At 69.5% G+C, this 18,113-nt stretch carries 14 protein-coding genes; all 14 read right to left on the reverse strand.

Going from position 1 to position 18,113, the window contains the following annotated elements; all coding sequences use genetic code 11:
* Window positions 1-2: 2 nt before the first annotated feature.
* The 14 genes from OG303_RS06200 to OG303_RS06265 all read right to left on the reverse strand — a co-directional run bounded on the left by OG303_RS06200 (window position 3) and on the right by OG303_RS06265 (window position 18,083).
* On the reverse strand, window positions 3-1,529 hold the full coding sequence (locus OG303_RS06200; protein ID WP_405865547.1) for a Wzz/FepE/Etk N-terminal domain-containing protein: 1,527 nt from the start codon (window positions 1,527-1,529) through the stop codon (window positions 3-5).
* Window positions 1,526-2,890: a Wzz/FepE/Etk N-terminal domain-containing protein gene (locus OG303_RS06205; protein ID WP_405865549.1), complete on the reverse strand. Its 1,365-nt coding sequence runs from the start codon at window positions 2,888-2,890 to the stop codon at window positions 1,526-1,528. Before OG303_RS06205 ends, OG303_RS06200 begins: the two co-directional genes overlap by 4 nt.
* Window positions 2,880-4,115 (reverse strand): glycosyltransferase family 4 protein, encoded by a 1,236-nt coding sequence (locus OG303_RS06210; protein ID WP_405865551.1) that lies wholly within the window; start codon window positions 4,113-4,115, stop codon window positions 2,880-2,882. Before OG303_RS06210 ends, OG303_RS06205 begins: the two co-directional genes overlap by 11 nt.
* Window positions 4,105-5,421, reverse strand: coding sequence for a nucleotide sugar dehydrogenase (locus OG303_RS06215; protein ID WP_405865553.1), 1,317 nt, complete (start codon window positions 5,419-5,421; stop codon window positions 4,105-4,107). The genes OG303_RS06210 and OG303_RS06215 overlap by 11 nt, the downstream gene beginning before the upstream one ends.
* Window positions 5,422-5,489: 68 nt before the next feature.
* A complete protein-coding gene (locus OG303_RS06220; protein WP_405865555.1) occupies window positions 5,490-6,968 on the reverse strand; it encodes a sugar transferase in 1,479 nt (492 codons plus the stop codon).
* Window positions 6,969-7,832: 864 nt separating this feature from the next.
* Entirely contained in the window at window positions 7,833-8,642 is an 810-nt protein-coding gene (locus tag OG303_RS06225; RefSeq protein WP_405865557.1) for a GntR family transcriptional regulator, read from the reverse strand.
* 101 nt (window positions 8,643-8,743) lie between these two features.
* A complete protein-coding gene (locus OG303_RS06230; protein ID WP_405865559.1) occupies window positions 8,744-9,571 on the reverse strand; it encodes an ATP-binding cassette domain-containing protein in 828 nt (275 codons plus the stop codon).
* A gap of 2 nt (window positions 9,572-9,573) precedes the next feature.
* Complete coding sequence (locus OG303_RS06235; RefSeq protein ID WP_405865561.1) at window positions 9,574-10,641, reverse strand: ABC transporter permease; 1,068 nt, start codon at window positions 10,639-10,641, stop codon at window positions 9,574-9,576.
* A gap of 99 nt (window positions 10,642-10,740) precedes the next feature.
* On the reverse strand, window positions 10,741-11,829 hold the full coding sequence (locus tag OG303_RS06240) for a sugar ABC transporter substrate-binding protein (protein WP_405865563.1): 1,089 nt from the start codon (window positions 11,827-11,829) through the stop codon (window positions 10,741-10,743).
* Between the two features lie 673 nt (window positions 11,830-12,502).
* On the reverse strand, window positions 12,503-13,378 hold the full coding sequence (locus OG303_RS06245; protein WP_405877111.1) for a shikimate dehydrogenase: 876 nt from the start codon (window positions 13,376-13,378) through the stop codon (window positions 12,503-12,505).
* A 14-nt stretch (window positions 13,379-13,392) separates the two neighbouring features.
* Entirely contained in the window at window positions 13,393-14,136 is a 744-nt protein-coding gene (locus OG303_RS06250) for an ABC transporter ATP-binding protein (RefSeq protein ID WP_405865565.1), read from the reverse strand.
* Window positions 14,133-16,016, reverse strand: coding sequence for an ABC transporter permease subunit (locus tag OG303_RS06255; RefSeq protein ID WP_405865567.1), 1,884 nt, complete (start codon window positions 16,014-16,016; stop codon window positions 14,133-14,135). Before OG303_RS06255 ends, OG303_RS06250 begins: the two co-directional genes overlap by 4 nt.
* The gene (locus tag OG303_RS06260; protein ID WP_405865569.1) at window positions 16,013-16,882 is read right to left on the reverse strand and encodes a branched-chain amino acid ABC transporter permease; all 870 of its coding nucleotides are present in this window, start codon (window positions 16,880-16,882) and stop codon (window positions 16,013-16,015) included. The genes OG303_RS06255 and OG303_RS06260 overlap by 4 nt, the downstream gene beginning before the upstream one ends.
* 37 nt (window positions 16,883-16,919) lie before the next feature.
* Window positions 16,920-18,083, reverse strand: coding sequence for an ABC transporter substrate-binding protein (locus OG303_RS06265; protein ID WP_405865571.1), 1,164 nt, complete (start codon window positions 18,081-18,083; stop codon window positions 16,920-16,922).
* Between the last annotated feature and the right edge of the window lie 30 nt (window positions 18,084-18,113).

Here is an 18,113-nt window from a genome sequence, read left to right on the forward strand (position 1 = left end):
TGCTACCGCGCCTCCTGGTCGCTGTCCGGGACTCGTACCGCCCATGACGGCCGCTCCGTCGACAGCCGGCCCTTCACGTTCTCCCGGGCCAGCCGCTCGTTGTGGCCGCGCAGCGCGGTGTGCAGCCCGTCCCACAGCGTGCCGTCGGTCCGGTCCCGCGGATCGGGGTCGATCAGCACCACACCGATCACCGGGATGAGCAGGTCCGCGAGCTGCCGCGCCACGGTGTGCAGCCATGCGGCGCTGCCGTGCCCGGCCCGCACGACGAGCACGGTCTGGGTACCGAGGTCCGGGAGGCCGGTCCACGCCGTGCCGGGCGCGACCGAGCCGACGCCGAGCCGGCGCACCTCGTGCGGCAGGACCGCGGCACCCTCGACGCCGACCACGTCCGGACCTCCTGGCTTCTGGCCGCGGTGGACGCGCCGCAGACCCGGCAGACCATCGATGACGACCACCGGACCCTCCGCGGCCAGTGCCCTGGCCAGGTCAAGGGCGATCACGCTCGTGCTGCGCGCACAGCCCAGTTCCAGCAGCGACACCGGTTCCGCGGAGCCACGCAAGGTGCGGGCCAGGGTCGCGGTGAGCCGTTCGTGTGCCGCCCGGCTCCGTCGGCGCCGCCACAGCCCGGCCCGCCGGCGGGGCGCGTGGCGCAGCTCCGCGATGACCGAGGCGCCCAGGTTCCCTGCGATCTCCCGGCGCAGCACGGGGCGGTCGGCCACCACCGTGCCGACCGCGGCCACCGCGAGCCCGAGGACGAGCCCGAGGACGAGCCCGATCCCGGCGTTGGTGGCAGCGGCTTTGGGCAGGGAGTGCGGCACCGCCCGTGCGGCGTCCACGATCTGGGTGCCGGCGATGAGCTGGGGCGTGCCCACGCGCGCCTCCTCGGCGCGCTGGTCGAAGTCGGCGATCCGCGAGTTGAGCTCCGCCCGGCGGGCGAAGAGCGACTCGATGCTCGCCGACGCCTTCGGGTCGCTGTCCGGCGACCTGTCCCCGATCGTCTCGTTGACCTGGGCGAGTTCGTCCCGCATTCGGTCACCCTGATCGCTCAGCGCCTTGGCCTCGGCCTTCGCGGCTTCCTTCATCCGCCGCACATGGTCCGCGACGAACGCGTCCGCCAACGCCTTGGCCCGGGCCACCGCTTCCGCGTCGCTGTCACCTGTCACATCGATCTGCAGCAGGTTGTTGCTCAGGCCGGTGCCCCGGTAGTCCCGCATGAAGTCTTCCGGGAGTTCCCGGGAGTCGAGGGACTGCAAGGCCTTGTCGGCGATCCGCGTGGTCTGCAGCAGCTGTACGTCGGTGCGGATCAGCGTTCCGGGGTCGTTCGGCTGGTCCTCCTCATGCGCGACCAGCACCTTGGTCACCGCGGCGGGCGGCGCCGGCCGCAGGACCGCGAGCGCCGCGCCGACCAGGAACCCCAGTAGTGCCAGGGAGCACCAGAGGCGGCGGCGCCTGCGCACCGCCACCACCAGTGCCTGCAGGTCCAGCAGGTGAGTGGCTGCCGACGACTCCGAAGTCGTGCTTGTCGTCACGCGGAACCTCCCGTCGCGCGGCCGGGAACCGCGAGTGCCGGAGTGGCGTCGTCCGGAGAATGGCCGGCAGACCGCGTCGGACGGGCCCGGACCGGGCCGGCGACGACGATGCCGACGACCTCATGTCCGCCGTCCGCACACGCCTCGGCGATGCCGGCGAGCTCCCCCGCGGTCCAACTACCCGCGCTGAGCACGACCAGGGCACCGGACTCGGCGTCGCGGTCCGGCACCATCGGCCGGTCCACCGAAACTTCCACCACCCGCAGCAGCGAATCGCTCCTGGCCTCGGCCACGAGCTGCCCGGCGGCCCGGAGGGCGATCTCGTCGCCGTCCGGCACGACGACCAACAGCCGCCGAGGGCCCGGCAGTTGGTCCCGGAGGCGAGCACACACCCGCCGGTAGCGGATCCGCATGCCCGCCTCGTCGCCGGACGCCTGCGGGGTCGGTATGTCCCACCGGGTGTCGACGCCGAGGAGCCGGCGGATCCGGGCTCGCGTGCCACGGCCTTCTGTCCCGTGCTCGAGCCGTTCACCGGGCACGTCGACAGTGCCGAGAAGCGTCGAACCCAGCGCCGCGGCGATCTCCGGTTCGGTGCGCAGTCGGCGGTTCACCCGTGCGGCGGTGAGATGGCCGACGACCGCGAGCAGGAAGAACAGCAGCGCCCCGGCGACGATGAGTTGCGTCCTCGTCGGCGGCGCCTCGCCGGTCGGCCGGGCCGCGGGGCCCATGACGACCATGCCGGCCTTGGTGGCCGCCGGGTCGGCCTCGTCGAGCTTGGTCATGGCCTCCTCCAGCGCGGTGCGCAGTTTCTCGAGCGCGGTGCGGGCCTGGACGCTCTCCACGGTCTTGCCCGGATCGGCCGCATTGGCCAGGTCGGTGATGCGGCGGTTGGTCTCCACCACCTTCTGCCGCAGCGCCTGGGGCCCCGTGGTCGCGTCGGTGCTGCCGCCTGCGATCCGCGCCGCGAAGCCGACGAATTCCTTGGCCACCCGGTCGGAGAGCTGCTGCGCGCGCTCCGGGGTGTCGGCCGTTCCCGAGATCTTGATGATGTTCCCGTCGGCGGTCTTGGCGCTGACTCGATCCCGCAGCTCGGCGCTGCTGACGCCGCTCCAGCCGAGCTCGCGGGCCACGGGGTCGACCACCGACGAACTGGTCGCGATGTCCACCTGGGTCAGCAGTTCGCGCTCTTCCCACTGCCCCGGCAGCAGTACGGACGTCGACGCCGTGTAGCGCGGCGGGAACAGCACCACCGAGGTGCCGTAGCCGACGAGCGCGCCCACCACGGTGAGGACGGCGAGAAGCCGCCAGCGCCGTCGGAGAATGCGTCCGATCGTGACCAGACGTATCGTGTCATCGCTCAACGGTGCTGCCTCCCCCGTGCCCGTATGCGGCGGCGTAGGCGGCCAGCAAGGACGCTTGCGAGTTCCGCCAGGAGAGCTGTCCGTTGATCCGCTCCTGGCCGATCCTGCCCATCCGGGCCCGCTTCTCCGGATCGTCGAGGAGCACCGCGATCAGCTTGGCGAACTGGCTCTCGTCGTTGGCGGGCGCGTAGACGGCGGCGTCACCGGCGGAGACTCTCGCCTCCCGGAGGTCGAACGAGACGATCGGCCGGCCCATCACCATGTACTCCAGGACCTTGTTCATGGTCGACACGTCGTTGAGCGGATTGCGCGGGTCGGGGGAAAGGCACACGTCAGCGGTGGACAGGTAGCGCACCAGGTCGGCGTCGGGTATGCGCCCGGTGAACTGCACCTGCTCCGAGAGCCCGAGCTGCCGGGACAGCTCCACCATCGCGTCGAAGGCGTCGCCGGAGCCGACGAACACCGCATGCCAGTCGGTCCGCCCGAGCTCGTCGCGCAGCTTCGCGAGGGACCGCAACGCGTAGTCGACGCCGTCCTGCGGGCCCATGACGCCGAGATAGCACAGCAGATGAGGCTTGCCGCGCTTCAACTCCGGCTCGGGCGGCACCGGGTGGAACCGGTCGGTGTCGGGCGCACTGCGCACGACGAAGACGTCCGCCGGCCGTTGGCCGCCACGGCGCACCGCGACGTCCCGGTAGCTTTCGTTCGTGGCGAGCACGATGTCCGCGGCCCGGTAGGTCCGCCGTTCCAGCGCGCACACGGCGCGGTAGAGCAGGTCCTTGCCGCGGTCGAACCGGGAGAGGTACAGCTCCGGTACGAGGTCGTGCTGGTCGAAGACGAACCGCGCCCCGCGCCGCTTCATCCACAGTGCCGGCAGGAACAGCAGGTCCGGCGGGTTGCAGGCGTGGACCACGTCGACCGGGCCGACCTTCCGGGCCAGCCGGAACGTATGCCACAACGCCGATCCGTACTCCCGCAGGTAGCCGGCCGGACCGCCGGTGGCCGCGCGCAGCGGGTAGCGGTGGATCCGCACCCCGTCGATCTCGGCCTCCGGCTCCGTGTCCCGCTTCTCCCCGCGGGGACAGATGACGTGCACCTCCCAGCCCGCGTCGCGCAGCGTCGTGCACTCCTGCCACACCCGCCGGTCGAACGGCACCGACAGGTTCTCCACCAGGATCAGTGCGCGCCGGGTCGGCCCGGCGCCACTGATCGCGTCACCAGACAAGGCCCATGTATCCCGGTTCGGCCCGACGCGCCTCGGCGTCGGGGAGGCGGATGAGGTCGACAATCACGGGTCCTTCACCATGGGGCAGCTCCGACAGCACTGCCGGATCCCTGGTTCCGACCAGGCACACCTCGGCGTGCTCGAGCACCTCGTCGACGGAGTCCACGAGCAGCTGCGCGACGTGCGGCAGCCGGGTTTCGATGTACTCGCGGTTCGCGCCGATCAGCCGGGAGAGGCTCACGTTGGCGTCGTAGATCCGCAGGTCGTACCCCTTGCCGATGAGTCTCTCCGCCAGCTCGACGAGCGGGCTCTCACGGAGGTCGTCGGTGCCGGGTTTGAACGACAGCCCGAACAGGCCCACCCGGCGCTTGCCGGTGCGCTCGACCAGCTCCACCGCGCGTTGCAGATGCGCCGAGTTGGAGGGCAGCACGTGGGCGAGGATGGGCACCGAGACGTCGGCCCGCTGCGCCGCGTGGACCAGGCTGCGCAGGTCCTTGGGCAGGCAGGAGCCACCGAAGGCGAAGCCGGGACGCAGGTAGGCGGGGCTTATGTTCAGCTTGCGGTCGGCCAGGAACACGTCGATCACCTGGTGCGAGTCCACCCCGAGCGCCTGGCACACCGCGCCCAGCTCGTTCGCGAAGCCGATCTTCAGGCCGTGGAAGGCGTTGTCCGCGTACTTGATGGCCTCGGCCGTCGAGATCGGCACCCGGAACACCTCGCCGGGCAAGCCGTCGTACAGCGCCAACACCGCGTCGCCGCTTGCCGCGTCGAGCTCGCCGATGACGGTCTTGGGCGGGTCGAAGAAGTCCCGCACGCTCGTGCCCTCGCGCAGGAACTCCGGGTTGACCGCGACCCCGAAGTCCACACCGGCCGTGCCCTCGACGTATTTCTCCAGGATCGGTACCAGGAGGTTCAGGCAGGTGCCCGGGAGCATGGTGCTGCGGAACACGACGGTATGCCGACCGTTCCGCTCGGCCAGCGCGGCGCCTATCTGCTCGGTGACCCGCTCCAAGTACGTGGTGCACAGACTGCCGTTGGGCTCCGACGGCGTGCCCACGCAGACCAGCGACACGTCGCTGCCCATGATCGCCTCGCGGACGTCGGTGGTGGCGCGCAACGCTCCGGTCGCCACGGCCTCGGCGACGAGCTCGCCGATCCGCTCCTCGACCACCGGCGCCTTGCCGTCGTTGACCAGGTCGACCTTGACCTGGTTCACGTCCACGCCGATGACCTCGTGACCCAGGCCGGCCAGGCACGCCGCCGATACGCAGCCCACGTAGCCGAGCCCGAAGACACTGACTCTCATAACCCGTTCCTCCCCCAAGGCCTTGCGGCCTGCCTTCCGTTCACCTGCCGGACGACGCCCCCCGCGCGTCAGTAAGCCCCCTGCCCCTGGAGCACCGCACGCAGCGTCTTCCACAAGATCACTGCGTCCAGGGCGAGCGACCAGTCCTCCACGTACCGCAGGTCGAGCCGCACCGCCTCTTCCCACGGCAGGTCGCTGCGTCCGCTGATCTGCCACAGGCCGGTGAGCCCGGGCTTGACGAGCAGCCGCCGCCGGATGTCCGGGCCGTACGCCGCGGACTCCTCCGGCAGCGGAGGTCTCGGTCCGACGAGCGACATCGATCCGGTAAGTACGTTGAAAAGCTGCGGGAGTTCGTCGAGCGAGTACCGGCGCAGCACCGCTCCCACCCGGGTCACCCTCGGATCCCTGCGAACCTTGAACAGCAGCCCGGCGCCCTCGTTGCGGTCGGCCAGCTCGGCCCGGGCCCCGTGAGCCCCGGAAACCATGGTGCGGAACTTGAGAATGGTGAACTCGCGGCCGCCCTTGCCGACCCTGCGCTGGCGGTAGAAAACCCCGCCCCGACTGTCCGCCAGCACGAGCAGCCCGACGAGCACCATCAGCGGCGTGAAAAGCATCAGCAGGATCACCGCGCCCACCCGATCGACGACCCCTTTGATCGACCGGCGGCCCCCGGTGAAGGTCGGCATGCTGACCCGCAGCAGCGGGATCCCGAGCACCGCGTCGACGTGCAGCCGCGGGCCTGCCACCTCCATCAGCACGGGGGCCACGACCATCTCGGCATCGCTGCCTTCGAGGTTCCACGCCAGCCGCTGCAGCCGGTCCGGTGACCAGTACGGGTCCGGTGTGACCGCGACGACACGGTAGCCGTCGTGGCTGACGTGCTTGGCGACGTCCTCCAACTGGCCGACGACCGGCACTCCGTCCAGTTGGTCACCGTCGAACCCGAGACCGTCCATCGTGCACACCCCGTCCACCCGCCAGCCGAGGTGCGGGAATTTGCGGGTCCGGCTGATCAGGTCGCGCACGGTGGCCGGGCTCCCGGCAGCGAGCACCGGTCTCAGGCACCGCCCTTCCTTCCGCTGTTTGTGCAGCGAGAGGCGGAGCACATACCGCGCGGTCATGGTGACGAGCGCAATCGCGGGGATCGCGACGAAGATCCAGAGCTTGATGTTGCGCGAGGTCAGAGCGATCCCGCCGAGCGCCAGTACGACGGTCGCCGTGAACAGTGAGCGTCCGAGCCGGCGGAATTCCTCGGCACCCTGGCCGAGCACGGCCGGAGCCCACGACCGGCTCACCGCAAGCGCTCCCAGCACCAGCAGCTCGGTGCCGAAGGCGAGAATCCCCCATTTCTCGTGCCAGTTGGCCGCGTCCCGGGCCCCGAAGAAGTTGCCTATTGACGCCACCACCAAGGCGGTGGCCACGGTATCGCTGGTGATCACGGTACGTCGGTACCGCTGCTCCCAGTCGATCACAGGCTGGCTGATTGCCCCGTTCGCCAGACGCTCGCGCGCCGGCGGAAAAGGGCCGACTATTCCCCCCTGCCGCACAGAACCCCCCGGTCCCCAGTAGTACGACGTGGTCGACTAACACTGTTCCTCCCCCGGGAGGCCCCCGCCCCCCGCACGCTTCCTCCCCTCGGGAGGCCCCGCCCCCCGCGCCGCGCTGTTCCTCCCCGCAGCAGGCCCCCGCCCCCCGCGTATGACATCCCGGCTACTTCAGCGCAACGTCTACAACCCGCCCTGGCGGCAGCAGACTTGCATGTCCTGCCCGCCTCTCGAGGTGCATGCGAACCCGTCGAAACCTCGGGTGCTCCCCGCACCCGAAGGCCCTCTCGGGCTCCAAGAATTGATCACCCCCACGCCAGGCGCCGGAGACGCAACTACGGGCCGTCCGCAGCAGGGAACCCATAGTTCACGATTTGTCGCCTCGTGTCCCAGCATGTGAACCACGGTCAATCTAGACCATCCGGCCCCGTCTGGAGAGAGGGATGTGTGGAATTTGTGCCTACGTTTTGAAGATGAGGCCAAGGAGCGGCCACCGCCTGCTGGCGCCATGGCGACCAAGGCGCGCCCTGTGACCTGTGATGACGGGAGTTCTCCGGGCTGCCGCACCGGCAACCCCGAGGCGTTCCGGCACTGCCAACTGGGCTTCTTTCAAGGCATGTTCGGCGGATTTTGATCGGTAAGCACGGGGCGGCGGTTGCGGGTGTGGACGATCGACGGCACGCGGGAACGGATCTTCACCGCTCGCTCACGCCCCCCGCCCTCACAGATCATGGCCTGAGTGCGGATGCCCAGGCGGATCGGCCGCCCCCGCACGACGCCCGATGCCGAGGACGGGACTCCACGCAGGCGGAGAGCGGGCCCGTCACCATCGCGGCGCCGCACGCTCCAACAGCTGCGGGACAGTCTCTACGCGTGCGGGATTGCCGCGCTCCCGACGGCGAGTTGGAACTCGAAGCCGCGTCGTGCGGGCGGGTAGGCGTGACTGCCGTACTCGACGGGGCGGCCGCTCTGGTCCAACGTCGTGCGGGTCAGGGTCAGCAGTGCGCTGCCCTCGGGCACGTCGAGCAGCCCGCACTCCTCGGGGGTGGCGGCGCGGGCGCCGATCGCGTGCTGGGCGGTGCAGGCGAAGACTCCGGCCGCGCGCATCAGGCCGTACAGGCCGACGGATGCCAGCCGTCCGTCGTGCGGGCTGAGCAGTTCCGGGCGCAACAGGTCGTAGGGCAGGTGGTTGCGCAGATGACCGATGCACTGGCCGCCCGCGTACTGCAGCCGTTCGAGGACCGTGACCGCGCTGCCCTCCGTGAGAGCGAGGGCCGCGGCCACCTCCGGCCGGGCGGGTTCGGTTCCGCAGAACAGGACCTCGGTCGCCGGGGCGCGCCCGGCCTCGCGCAGGTCCTCGTACACGGCGGCGAGGTCGAGGGCGTGCGGGGTCCAGTCGTATGCCACATGGGTGCCGATGCCCCGGCGGCGTACCAGTAGCCCCTGTTCCGTCAGCGACCGGATCGCGTGGCGGACCGTGATGCGCGACAGACCCGTCTCCTGCGCCATCCTGGGCTCGCTGCTGAGCACGGTGCCGGGCGCCAACTGGCCGCATTCGATGGCACGTTTGAGCTGCTCGGCGAGTTGCCGGTGCAGTGGTGTCCGGCTCGTGCGGTCCAGGACGAGGCCGGGGAGAGTGGAGCCGCGCGCGAGGACATCCGGGTGTGCATCCCGCATTGCGTCGTCCTGACATGTCTGTCGTGTTGGATGCCGTACGTTCGACCGTGCGGGGGCGCCACCCCCACGCCCCCGCCCGGTCGCCGTCGCGCTGTGCGCGATCAGCTCTCGGAGTCCGCCTCCAAGGACATCTCCCGCTCCATCTCCAGCTGCATCTGGGCCAGTTCGGCCTCGAGGTCGGCCATGGCCTCGCCGCCGGCCATGAGGTCGGTGATCTGTTCGCGGGTGCGTTCGCCCTTGCGGAAGTCGTCGGCCTTCTGGCCGCGGATCAGGACGGCGAAGTGGTCGCCGACCATCATGGCGTGGCGGACGTTGTGGGTGACGAGGATGACCGCGACGCCCTTGGCGCGGGCCTGCATGATGATCCGCAGGACGTGGGCGGCCTCCTTGACGCCGAGGGCGGCGGTGGGCTCGTCGAGGATGAGGACGTTGGCGCCGAAGTAGACGGCCCGCGCGATCGCCAGGGCCTGGCGCTCACCGCCGGACAGGCTGCCCACCAGGCGGTTGCCGTCGGTGACGCGGGTGATACCGAGGGACTGCATCTCGCGCACCGCGATCTCGCCGGCGAGTTTCTTGTCGAAGAGTCTGAACGGGCCGTAGCCCTTGGTGGGTTCGGCGCCGACGAAGAAGCAGCGGCCGACGCCCATCAGCGGGAACGTGCCGCCGAACTGGTGCACCGTGGCGATACCGCGGGCACTGGCGTCGCGCGGACTGTCGAAGACGACCTGTTCGCCGCTCACCTCGATGGTGCCGGTGGTGGGCTTGTGGAACCCGGAAAGGATCTTGATGAGCGTCGACTTGCCGGCGCCGTTGTCGCCGAGCAGGCACAGCACCTTTCCGGCAGCCACCTCCAGGGAGATGTCCTGCAGCGCGTTGGTGCCGAGGAACGACTTGCTGATGCCGGTCAGACGGAGAAGGGGTGCGGTCATGGTCAGGCCTTCTTCGCGGGACGGGAGACGGACAGGGCGAGCCGGCGGAAGGTGTTGTTCATCAGCACGGCCGTGAGGATGAGGACGCCGAGGATCAGGCTGGCCCAGTCGGAGTTCCAACCGGTGTAGTAGATGCCCTGGTTGACGATGGCGAAGGTCAACGTGCCCAGCAGCACGCCGACAACGGAGCCGTAGCCGCCGGTGAGCAGGACCCCGCCGACGACCACGGCGATGATGGAGTTGAAGACGAAGGACTGGCCGTTGGCGACCTGCGCGCCGTTGTAGAGGATGGTCTGGATCACGCCGACCAGGGCGGCGCCGAATCCGCTGCCCATGTACAGGGCGATCTTCACCTTGGCGACCGGGATGCCGGTGGCACGGGCGCTCTCCTTGTCGCCGCCGATCGCGAAGATCCAGTTGCCGTACTTCATCATCTGCAGCAGCACCGTGACGAGGGCAGCGAGGCCGAGCCACCAGAAGATCGCCACCTCGAACTGGCCGGCGATCAGCTGGCCGAACAGCGACTTCGACAGCGGGTCGGGCTTGATGGCGACGCTGGTGGTGCCGGTGGTGACGCGGGACAGGCCCAGCGTGAGGCCCGCGAGGCCGGACAGGGTGGCGAGGGTGACCACCAGGGACGGGACGTTGGTCCGGGTGACGATGATGCCGTTGAGCAGGCCGGTCAGCAGACCGAGGCCGAGCGCGCACAGGATGCCGACGATCATCGGGGCGCCCCAGTAGCCGGACACGATCGCCAGGGTCATCGAGCTGGCGGCCAGCACCGAGCCCACGGACACGTCGAGTTCGCCGGCGATCATCAGCAGCCCGACGGGGATGGCGATGATGCCGAGCTCCGCGGCGATGTTCAGCCAGCTCGCCGCGCCCGCGGGAGCGAGGAACTTCTCACCGCCGAAGATCGCGAAGAAGACGAACACGCTGATCGTTCCGATGAGCGCGCCGACCTCGGGACGGTGTCGCAGTTTCCCCAGCGGGCTCTCGGACTGCTTCGGGGTGGCGACGGCGGGCACTTTCTCGTTCTCGGCCGTCGTGTCGGGAAGTGAGGTTGTCATCGGTCTTGTGTCACCTTCGTGGATCTCGGTCGGGGTGCGCGGCAGGGTGTGCGCGGGTACTGGTGCCGGGCCCGCCGGGACCCGGCACCAGCAGGGGGATCAGCGGACGCCGGACTTGGTGCCCGCGATGGCCTCGGCGACGTTGTCCTTGGTGATCAGGAGCGGGCCGGTCAGGATCGGGTCCTGCGGCGGGAACAGGCCGTAGGCCAGGTACTGGTAGGCCATCGACACGGCGTAGAAGCCCTGCAGGTACGGCTGCTGGTCGATCGCGAACAGCTGGGAACCGGCCTTGATGCGGTCGAGTTGGGTCTGCGAGACGTCGAAGGTGCCCAGCTTGACCTTGTCACCGGCGTTCGCCTGCTTGATCGCGGAGGCGGCGCTGTCCGCGTCGCTGACGCCGATCGTCACAAGGGCGTCGATGCTGGTGTCCTTCAGCAGCGCCCCCTTGATGGCCTGGGTGACGGCGGACGGGTTGCCGAAGTTGGAGGAGGGCAGAGCCAGTTGCTTGGAGGTGGCACCCTTGCTCTTGGCACCGTCCTTGATGCCCTTGCAGCGGGCCTCGGAATTGGCCCCGCCGGGCAGGGTGTTGACGCACAGGATGTTCTTGGCGCCCGATTCGGCGAACTTGGCGCCGCCGGCTTTGCCCGCCTCGTAGTCGTCGGAGCCGATGTACTTCAGACCGCCGACCTTCTTGGCCGCGGCGGTGCCGCCCGAGTTGTAGATGAAGACGGGGACTCCCTTGCCGGTGGCCTGCTTGAACGCGGAGTCCTGGTTGTCGGGCACCCAGTCCGGGCCGATGATCGCCGACGGGTTCTGCGACAGCGCGGTAAGCGTCAGCTTGGCGGCATCCGGGCCGAGGTTGTCGTAGTTCTGCGGCCCGAGGAAGGTCACCTTGCCGCCGGCCGCCTTCACCACCTTCGCCGCGTCCTCGCCGCCACGCTTGACCGCGGACCAGAACGGGTCGTCGGACTTGCCGCCGATGACATAGATGGAGATCTTGCCGCCGCTGTTGGCCGCGGCCGTCGCCGAACCACCGCTCGCCGCCGTCTCGTCCGCGGAGCCGCTCTTCGCGGCACCGCTGCTGCACCCGGCCAGCGTGGTCGCCGTCGCGGCGAGCAGGCCCACTGCGGTGAGGACTCGTCGGGGAAGTCTGCCGGGCAGTCGGCGCCGGGTCTGCGTGCGTTCCATGTGCGGGGTACTCCTTCGTGTGAACCGGGCGCGAGCGTGGGGCGAGGCCTGGAGGACATCGGATTACAAACGGTGATTTGTCCTGCGCGCACCAAGAGCGGTCCTGGGGCGCATGGGACGACGGGGGCCGGACTGCCGCCGACCCTGATGGGGTCGCGTGACGGCAGGGAGGGCACGGCATTCGATCCGGGGCCGGGACTCATGAGCCGGGCGGGTCCGGGCGGAAGCACGGAGTGGGACGGGAGGGTTGCGGTGATCACCATGCCCGGAGGGCAGACGCCGGCAGTCCGGCGACCGCCTGCCGGGACGTCTGCCGCCCGCAGCCGGTTGATCTTTTTAAAGCGCTTTAGACGGTGCGCAGAGCATGCTTGTGTTTCCGGGGCGTGTCAAGACTTTGTGAGGACATGTGGACGTGCCATCCGATTCGCGGGAAGAGCCGGACGCCTGCCGGGCCGCTCGGCACGGTCCAGCAGACCGTCACCTTGGCTCCGCGGACGATCAAGGTGACGGTGAGGACGATCTCGCGCCACGGGGTGTGGCCCTGGTCGAGCCGCTCCTCACGAACTGGCGCAGGCAGCGGGCCCTACGCGGGCTCGACATCGGCCATTCGCCCAGCAGGATCTGCGTGATCTTCTCGACGCCATGCTCCGTGTCGCCCGCACCGGCATGCCCTTCATTTCGCTTCGACCAGCTCGGCTGCATGGGCGAGCATCCGCTCGCGGTCCGGTTCCCGCCCGGTGAAGAGCTGGAAGGCGTCGGCGGCCTGGAACACGACCATGCCGACACCGTTGAGCGCGGCGCAGCCACAGGCGCGCGCGACGCGTAGCAGCTCGGTCTCCAACGGCTGGTACACCACGTCCACGACCCACAGGCCGGGGTCCAGCAGGTCGGCCGGCAAGGGGAGTCCCGGGTGGGCCGGCATTCCGGTGGGGGTGGCGTGGACCAGGCCGTCGGCTCGGGCCATCAGGGCTGCGAGGTCGTCCGGAGCGGAGGCGGTCGCCCGGCCGGTGCCGAAGTGCCGGTTCAGGGAAGCCGCGAGAGTCACGGCTCGGTCCGTCAGCGGGTCCACGACGGCGAGGTGTCCGGTGCCATGAGTGAGCAGAGCGTGCGCTACGGCCGCCCCCGCTCCCCCGGCGCCGAGTTGCACGACGCGCTCCCGCGGGGCGTCCGCAAGTTCCCGCTCGAAGGAGGCGGCGAAGCCGGTGACATCGGTGTTGTGTCCTACGGACCGGACGTTTCCGCCCTCGCCTTCGAAGATCACGGTGTTGACCGCGCCGACCGCCTCGGCCTGCGGGGCGAGCTCGTCAAGACATTCGATGACGAGCTGTTTGCAGGGGTGTGTGATGTTGAGGCCGCGGTAGCCCATGCCCTTGGCTGCGCGTACCAGTTCACCGACCTTCTCGGGCCCGGCGCCGATGGTGTCGAGATCGATCAGTCGGTAGAGGTAGCGCAGGCCGTGCCGGTCTGCCTCCCGTTCGTGGAGCAGAGGGCTGAACGAGTTGCCTATGCCGGAGCCGATCAGGCCGATGAGATACGAGTCCTGGGTCATCGCCATGCGACCATTCACAATCCCAGGTAGATCTGGCGGACCCGGGTGTCCCGGCTGAGTTCCTCGGAGGTTCCCGTCATGGCCACGCTGCCGTTCTCCATGACGAGGCAGTGGCTGGTCGCGCCGAAGGTGAGCTTGGCGTTCTGCTCGACCAGGAGCAGGCTGAGGCCCTCCTCCCTCAGCCGCAGCAGGGTGTCGAGGATGAAGCCGACGAGTTTGGGTGACAGGCCCATCGACGGTTCGTCGAGGAGGAGAAGGCGCGGCCTGGCCATCAGGGCGCGGCCGATCGCGAGCATCTGCTGCTGCCCTCCGGAGAGGGCTCCGGCCAGTCGTCCGCTCATCTCCCGCAGCGCTGGGAAGAGTTCGTGGACCTCGTCCAGGGTGGCCCGGGTCTCGTCGTCCCAGCGCCGCGCGTAGGCGCCGAGCAGCAGGTTCTTCTCCACGGACAGGCCGGGGAAGACGTGCCGGCCCTCCGGTACGTAGCCGATGCCGTGCCTCACCATGTCGCGGGCCCTGACCCGGGTCAGGTCGCGGTCGCCGAGCGTGACGCGTCCGCCGCTGCGCGGGACGAGGCCCATCAGCGCCTTGAGTGTGGAGGTCTTGCCCGCGCCGTTGGCGCCGATGATGCCGACCGAGGCCCCCGGCTCCACGCTGAAGCCGATCGAGCGGACCGCGCACACGCCGCCGTAGTGCACGGACAGATCCTCGACGGTGAGTGTGTCGGCGGTTTCGGTGCGGGAAGCGGGGATCGTCCTCACCGGGTTGCCTCCTTCGAAGCGGGGGACGAAGTCGGAGCGGCGGCCGGATCCGGCCCGGCGTCCTGGGCCGGGTCGGGGACCGCAGCCGGGAGTGGAACGTCCGCCATCACGGAGTCACCCAGATACGCCTCGATCACCGCCGGTGCCGCGACCACTTCGGCCGGCGTTCCCTCCGCGATGATCCCGCCGCTGGAGAGCACAGTGACGCGCTCGCACAGCGACATGACCAGGCCCATGTTGTGCTCGATCAGGACGACGGTGGTGCCGCTGTCCCGGACGGAACGCACGATGCCCGCGAGTTGTTGCACCTCTTCGCCGTTCAGGCCGGCCGCCGGTTCGTCGAGCAGCAGGAGCCGGGGCCGGGCGGCCATGGCTCGGGCGATCTCGATGCGGCGCTGTATGCCGTACGGGAGCGAGCCGGGTGCGGCCTCCGCGAAGTCGGTGAGTCCGAAGCGTTCCAGGAGTTCCTCGGCCTGCCTGCGCAGCTGCCGCTCTCGGCGTATCACGCCGGGCTGCCACAGCGCGTACTGCCAGACCGTGTGCGTACGAGTGCGGTCCAGGGCGACCAGGATGTTCTCACGGACCGTCAACTGCCGGAACAGGCGCAGGTTCTGGAACGTGCGGGCCAGGCCCAGGAGGGAGAGGGTGTACGGGCGGGTGGTCGTCGTGTCGTGGCCGGCGAACCGCACGCGCCCCGAACTCGCCCTGTAGAAGCCGCTGATCACGTTGAACAGGGTGGTCTTGCCCGAGCCGTTCGGGCCCACGATGCCGCGGATCTCGCCTGCGGCGACGGTGAGGGAGACGTCGTCCAGGGCGCGCAGGCCACGGAAGTCCTTGGTGACGGACAGGATTTCGAGCAGCGGATCATCCGAGGACGAGGATTCGGACACGGCGACCGCCTCATACGGCCGGAAGGGGCGCAGCTCCGCCCGATCGGCGGCGCGTCCGCTCCTGCGGCGCACGAACTCCCTTGCCCGGAACGGTATTCCGGCGAGGCCGGTGGGCGCGAAGACGACCATGAGGACGACCACTACGCCGTATCCGAGCTGTGCGTATGTCGAGAAGTCGGACAGCCACTCGCGGATGAGGGTCAGCCCGACCGCGCCGATCACACACCCGACCAGGGAGCGACGGCCGCCGATGATGACCATGGCGAGCAGGATGAACATGTTGCCGATGGAGAAGGTCTCCGGGGCGACGTAGCGGATGAGGCCCGCGTACAGGACGCCGGCCAGACCCCCGTACAGGCCGGCGAGTACGAAGGCGGTCATGCGCAGCAGCGGGATCTCGGCGCCCGTCGCGCCCGCGGCCAGGGAGTCGTCGCGCATCGCGCGCAGGCGTCGGCCCAGTGACGTACGGACGACGAACAGGCCGAAGCCGAGGCCGAGGGCGCAGACCACCAACTCCAGGTAGTAGTAGAGGTATTCGCTGGAGAGGTCGATGCCCGGGAGGGTCGGCAGAGGGATGCCGGAGATGCCGTCGGCGCCTCCGGAGATCGAGGCGTTGGTGATCCAGTTGATGAAGCCGAGCGCCAGTCCGAGGGTGACGATGCCCAGGTAGTGGGACTGCATGCGCAGGGCGGGGATGCCGACGAGCAGGCCGGTCGCCACCGTCGCGAGCAGGGCGAGTACGGCGGCCGCCCAGAATCCGTATCCGGAGTGGGTGGTGAGGATCGCGAGGGTGTACGCGCCGACGCCGAAGAAGGCGACCTGGGCGAGGTTGATCTGCCCGGAGACGCCCATCGCGAGCCCCATACCGATGGCCAACAGGGCATAGATGATGGCGATGTTGACGACATGGATGGAGTAACTGCCCAGGCCGTACGGCAGCAGCCACACAGCCACGGCCAGGGCGCCGAGCGAACCGATACGGAACTTCACGCGCGGCTCACCGTCCTCTCCCCGAAGACGCCCGTCGGGCGGATCATGATGGCGACGGTGAAGACCAGGAAGGTCACGAGCACCGAGTAGCCCTGGAAGTGGCCCGCCGCGTAGGAGTCGAGGACACCGATCGCGAGGCCGCCGACGACAGCTCCGGGGATGGAGCCGAAGCCGCCCAGCATCGCGGCGGCGAAGCCCTTGATGCCGAGGGCGCCGCCGAGCGAGGCGTCGACGTACAGCATCGGGCCGACGAGGCCGCCGGCCAGGGCGGCGAGGCCCGCGCCGATGGAGAAGGCGAGGGCGTTGCTGCGGCCGACGTCGATGCCGACGGCGGTGGCCGCCTCGTGGTCCATGGCGACGGCCTGCATGGCCGCGCCGCGCTTGGTGCGTGCCAGGAACCAGGCGAGGCCGATCACTGCGAGCGCGGCGACGCCCATGACCAGGAGGTCGTACGTCCGCACGCGCACCCCGAACAGGTCGAGCGGGGCGGCCCGGACGGGCGAGGGGACCGCCCGTCCGGTGGTGCCCCAGATCAGGATGGCGACGGCCTGGAGGACGATGCCGAAGCCGATGGTGCCGATGAGCATCAGGTCGAAGTCCTTGTTCTCCAGCGGGCGCAGGACCCGCTCGATGACCAGACCGATGGCGCCGGTGACGACGATCGCCACGACCATGGCGACGGCGAAGGGCAGTTTGGACGTCAGATAGAAGGTGGAGGCCGCGTATGCGCCGATCATGGCGATGTCGGCGTGCGCGAAGTTGACCAGGCCCATGGTGCGGTAGACGAGGGAGAACCCCATGGCGACCAGGGCGTAGACCGCCCCCAGGCTCAAGCCCCCGACGAGTGTCTGCAGTGTCTCTTGCACGGCGTGCTCCCGTTGCCCGTTGCCGGATGCCCGTTGACTACTGCTGCGCGACGAGCTTGCCGTCGCGGATGACACCGATGGTGGTCTTGGTGATGCCGACCCCGGTGTCGTCGTAGGCGAAGTCGCCGAGCAGGCCCTGGTACGCGGTGGCGCGGATGGCGTCGGCGAGTTTCTGACCGGTGGCGGCCTTGCTGGTCTTCAGGGCGGTCAGCAGGATGTTCGCCCCGTCGTACGCCTTGGCTCCGTGCAGTTCGGCGTCCTTGCCGTACGCGGCCTTGTAGGCGGCGGCGAACTTCTTCGAGGCGTCGCTCGTGTCGTTGCTCAGATAGGGCGAGCTGACGATGGTGCCCTCGACGGCCGCCTTGCCCGCGGTGTCGATGAAGACGGGGGTGCCCTGCGGCGCGGCGCCCGCGAAGGGTGCGGTGATGCCCAGGTCCCGGGCCTGTTTGACGATCAGGCCCGCCTCGACCTCCTCCGAGCCGATGAAGACGACCTGGGGCTTCTTGGAGCGGATCTTCGTGAGCGCGGCGCTGAATTCCTTCTGGTCGGTGGTGACCACCTGATCGGTCGACGGCGAAACGCCGAGCCCCTTCGCGGCCTTGAGGAAGGCGTCGTGCTCGCCCGTCCCGAAGGAGCCGTTGTTCGTGATCATCGCGATCTTCTTGTAGCCCTTGTCCTTGATCAGGTACTGGGCGAGCGTCGAGTCGTACGTGGTGCTGGTCGGCCCGTTGAGGAAGAGGTACGGGCTCTTCAGCGCGACCAGGCCGTCGGACTGGCCGGAGGTGATGTTGGGGATCTTCGCCTGCTGGAGCACCGGCGCCATGGCGATGGTCACCGCGCTCTCCGCCGTGCCGAGCATGGCGACGTATTTCTCACTGTCGAGCTTGCGGGCGATGTTGGTGCCGGCCGTCGGGTCGCCCTGGTCGTCGAAGAGCTTCAGCTGGATCTTGCGGCCGTCGATGCCGCCCTTCTTGTTCCACTCGTCGACGGCGAGTTTGGCCCCCTTGTACTCCCAGTCGCCGAGCGAACTGAGCTGCCCGCTCTGCGCGTCGACGACGGCGATCTTGATGGGGCCCGAGGAGGCCTTGCTGTCGCTGCTGGAGTCGCCGGGCGCGCTGCACGCGGCGAGCGCCACGGTCAGTACGACCGCGGTGCAGACGGTGGCGCGGGTCGTGGTGAGTGGTCGTGGAATGCGGATCATGAAGGTCACCTCGTCCTGGGAGAAGGGCAG

Origin of the sequence: Streptomyces sp. NBC_00005, assembly GCF_045160215.1 — a bacterium.
In the GTDB taxonomy this organism is placed as follows: Bacteria; Actinomycetota; Actinomycetes; order Streptomycetales; family Streptomycetaceae; genus Streptomyces.